Raw genomic sequence first — 4,039 nt, 5'->3', positions numbered from 1 at the left:
GTTTTAATGGGCGTTTCAGTTTGCGTAATGGCGATCGGCTCTTTGGTTGCTGCGGCAAAATGGATGGGTGTCGGCCCCTTCCAGAAGGCTCAACAGGCCCAGGATGCAGCAAATTCCGCATCCTCCGTCAAAATGCTCGTATCGCTCTCACCCAGCGAGCGAAAAGCGAAATTAGTTGAACTCGCAGCCAGTCAGCCTGCAAGTGCCAACCCGCAGCAGGAAATCTCCCCTCAAAGCCGCGCCCGCTACCTGCTTGCCAGCGATTTAATCCAGCAAGGAAATGCCACCAAAGCATTAAAATTATTGGACAAATTAGAGCAAGAATATCCAATTTTAGCCTCCCACATCGCCCTAAAACGCGCCCGAGCTTACGAATTGAGCGGCGACAAAGGCAAAACACAAAAAGCTTGGCAGGAACTGTTAAAAAATTATCCCAACGACCCCGTAGCAGCGGAAGCTTTATATGTTTTAGGCAAGTCAAAATCGGAATATTGGCAGCAGGCAATTACTGAATTTCCCGCTCATCCCCGGAGCGTAGAAATTGCCCTGACCGAGTTAAAACAAAATCCCAACCAGCCGGAGTTGATGCTGTTAGTAGCAAAACACGGTCATTATGCTAAAGATTACGGTACATTATTAGAACAACTGGTACAGCAAAACAGCGCTAGTTTGAAACCCGAAGATTGGGAAGAAATTGCCTTTGGATATTGGGAAAAACAGGATTACGGCAAAGGAGCTATTGCTTACGGAAAAGCTCCCCGCACCCCCAAAAATCTTTACCGAAAAGCTCGCGGTTTGTGGCTTGGCGGAAAAATCCCGGAATCGAGAATTGCCTATCAAGAATTAGTGCGAGAGTTTCCCGATGCCGAAGATAGTGGTTTGGCTTTAATTCGGCTGTCGCGGCTGAGCGAACCCAAGGATGCGATCGCTTATCTCGATCGGGCAATTAGCAAATTTCCCAACCATGCCCCCGAAGCTTTGCTAGACAAATCCAAACTTCTCGACAAAGCCGGCAGCCTTCAATCCGCCTCAGAAACTCGCAAATTGCTATTGACAAAATACACCAATTCTGACAAAGCCGGCGAACTGCGTTGGGCGATCGCCCAACAATATGCCAAAGCCGGAGATTTCAAATCAGCTTGGCAGTGGGCGAGGGAACTAACCACCAACAATCCAGACACCGAAGAAGCTCCAGAAGCAGCATTTTGGGTAGGGAAATGGGCAAAGAAACTCGGCCGCGAACAAGATGCCCAAACATCATTTGAATACACCATTTTACGCTATCCAGAATCATATTTTGCTTGGCGGTCTGCCGTACTTCTCGGCTGGCCAGTAGGCGACTTCACCACAGTCAGAGATTTGTCTCCCAAAGTAGTAAGCCCCCCCCAGCGCCCCGAACCAACCGCCGGTTCTCCAGCCTTAAAAGAACTCTATCAATTAGGTCAAGATAGAGATGCTTGGACGCTGTGGCAAACAGAATTTACCAACCGCCTAGAACCCAGTATTGCCGAACAATTTACCGACGGTTTAATGCGAGTTGGAGTCGGAGACAACTTAGAAGGTTTGTGGATGATTGGGAGTTTGCGGCAGCGCGAAAAACCCGACGATAGAACCGAATACCTCGCTCTCAGACAGCAACCAATTTATTGGCAAGCACTTTATCCTTTTCCTTACTTAGAAAACATAGTGAAATGGTCTCAAGAACGCCAAATTAATACAGTATTAGTAACAGCATTAATCCGGCAAGAATCGCGGTTTATGCCTGCTATTAAATCAGTAGTTGGCGCGACAGGATTAATGCAAGTAATGCCCGAGACAGGAGCTTGGGTAGCTGAGAAAATTAATCTCAAAAAATATTCATTGGAGAATGTGGACGACAATATTAAACTCGGTACGTGGTATTTGGATCACACTCACGACGAATACAAAAATAACTCGATGTTGGCTGTGGCGAGTTACAATGCCGGGCCGAATGCAGTAGCAGATTGGTTGAAGAGATTTGATTTTAGCGATCCGGATGCTTTTGCAGAAAAGATTCCGTTTCCTGAAACCAAAGGATACGTGAAATCGGTATTTGAGAATTACTGGAATTATCTGCGGATTTACAATCCAGAAGTTAATCAGTTAATGAGCGAGCATTATGAAGCTTCACAGAAAAAAGCAAAGCCTCAGTAATTCTCGTTTATGCTGTCAGGAACGGGTTCTCCGGCCCGTTCCACAAAAAAGTTTATTTGTTGTATTTATTGATTGTGGGGTGGGCTTCTAGCCCGCCCTAAACAGTTGTAGGGTGCGTCAGCAGCGCGTTATTTTATCAATAATTGACGGTAGAAAGCTGACGCACCTACTAACTAATGAAGTTCATCGGGATCGATATTTAACTCGCGAAGTTTTGCTGCTAGTCTTTGAGCTCGCTGTTCAGATTGGGCCGCTCGCTGTTCAGATTCGGCTGCTCGCTGTTCAGATTGGGCCGTTTGTTGTTCAGATTGGGCCGCTTGTTGTTCAGATTCCTCTTGCGGAGTCAGAATTAACTCCCCTTCGAGTGTAAACCAGCGCAACCAAGTGCGATCGATCTTTTCATAAATTCCCTGCCACAAACCCAAACTCAATCCTAACTGAGGAATTGGCAAACATCCGCCGATAAGTTCTGCCTGTTCGTAAACGCCAGCCACCAAGCGAAATCCTAAAATTTCATTGGTTGTGCCACTAAAAACAACGTAATAAGGAACGCGCAGAATCTGCTCATAAACATACCATTTTGTCGGTGGTCTTCCTGCTTGGCTAACTGTACGACCCAAATCTTCATCTGCCGTACTTGAAGATAGCAATTCAACTATAACAAACGGGCTAACTTGCTCTTGCCACATCACGTAACTGAGACGAAGATTTTCGCCTTCGTAGAGTCTCGACACGCCCAAAACAGCAAACCAATCAGGACGTTTGTACCAATTGGAATGTTGCCAATCGTAATAAAGGTTGAGGTCAATACCAACAAAAACCCGATCTAAATCAACATTGACAGGCCGAAAAGTGTGCCGTAATAAAGGCGACTGGTAGCAATGATATTCGTCAGGCAAACCAGGTTCCTCTGGGTCTTCGCTTGGTAAATCATACATTGTCGGCAGAATTTGCCGTGGCGAAAGTGGCGGGTCAGTCTGAGGGAGAAAACGAGTTTTTTCAATCATATTTGCACTCATAACTCATAATTTGACTACTCTCCAAATTTAGGACTTGCCAATGCTTGGCAACCACTAAATAAATCAACGACATCCCAAGGAATCGCGAGTAGAAATCCCAGTTTGAGAATTAATCCCGCTGGCTGTTGCACACAATTCTTTAACTTGTGCGCCATCCATGATAGCGTCAGTAAAATCAGCGCCGGTGATATCAACTCCGTCAAAAGTAGAACGCAGCAAAATTGTTTCTGTTAAATTTGCATCGCTTAAATCTGCCTTAGTAAATTTAACTTGATCGATCATGGCATTAGTTAAATTTGCTCCGTGCAAATTCGCCTGAGTCATCACCGAAGCGCTCATAATTGCTCCCCGCAAATCGGCATTAGAAAAATTAGTTAAGTCCATATTAGCGTTAGAAAATTCAGCAGCCCGCAGCATTTGACCGGAAAAATCGCGTCTTGTGAGTTCGGCGTTGCTAAAGGACAGCGGGGGAGCGTAATATTTGGATTGAGCCAGTGCTGGCTGCGGGAGGATGAAGATAGTTAGCGCTAAGAGGAATGCTGCTAGTTGCCGGAGCTTCATAAGTCTGATATTCTCGCAAGGTGGGTATTTCGTCGTGTATCCCGAACTTTGGTCGATCGACCAAACAGTTACAATCTCAATTAATAGTGATGGAGATGAAAAAAACGATATGCTAAGTTTTTTCTTAACTTGGATAGTAGCCGCAGTTTCGCTGGTGGTTAGAGTCGATAGGGGCATTTCTACCCCTACCTCTCCTTCAGAACCGGACATGAAACTTTCGCCTCATCCGGCTCCTTGATATCTTCATCCTTTGTTAGGGATACAATTCAAAACGGATTGCTATA

General features: G+C 45.6%; 3 protein-coding genes. 1 reads left to right on the top strand and 2 read right to left on the bottom strand.

The genetic code is table 11. The features are described from left to right. Window positions 1–2,175: transglycosylase SLT domain-containing protein (locus IQ270_RS28800; protein WP_193976537.1), on the top strand; the 2,175-nt coding region annotated here is incomplete at its 5' end. A 173-nt stretch (window positions 2,176–2,348) separates the two neighbouring features. On the opposite strand, the gene IQ270_RS28795 is transcribed toward IQ270_RS28800, so the two are convergent. Next, on the bottom strand, window positions 2,349–3,182 hold the full coding sequence (locus IQ270_RS28795) for a Uma2 family endonuclease (protein WP_228056800.1): 834 nt from the start codon (window positions 3,180–3,182) through the stop codon (window positions 2,349–2,351). A gap of 75 nt (window positions 3,183–3,257) precedes the next feature. Beyond that, on the bottom strand, window positions 3,258–3,965 hold the full coding sequence (locus tag IQ270_RS28790) for a pentapeptide repeat-containing protein (RefSeq protein ID WP_339384414.1): 708 nt from the start codon (window positions 3,963–3,965) through the stop codon (window positions 3,258–3,260). Between the last annotated feature and the right edge of the window lie 74 nt (window positions 3,966–4,039).

The organism is Microcoleus sp. LEGE 07076, from assembly GCF_015207455.1.
Classification (GTDB): Bacteria; Cyanobacteriota; Cyanobacteriia; order Cyanobacteriales; family Microcoleaceae; genus Microcoleus.
The sequence above is the reverse complement of the archived record's forward strand: the minus strand, read 5'-3'. Positions and strand labels throughout refer to the sequence as shown.

Bases quoted from the DNA above. Each gene is read 5' to 3' on its own strand.
- IQ270_RS28790 (WP_339384414.1), bottom strand. From the start codon at position 3,965: ATGTCCGGTTCTGAAGGAGAGGTAGGGGTAGAAATGCCCCTATCGACT.
- IQ270_RS28795 (WP_228056800.1), bottom strand. From the start codon at position 3,182: ATGATTGAAAAAACTCGTTTTCTCCCTCAGACTGACCCGCCACTTTCG.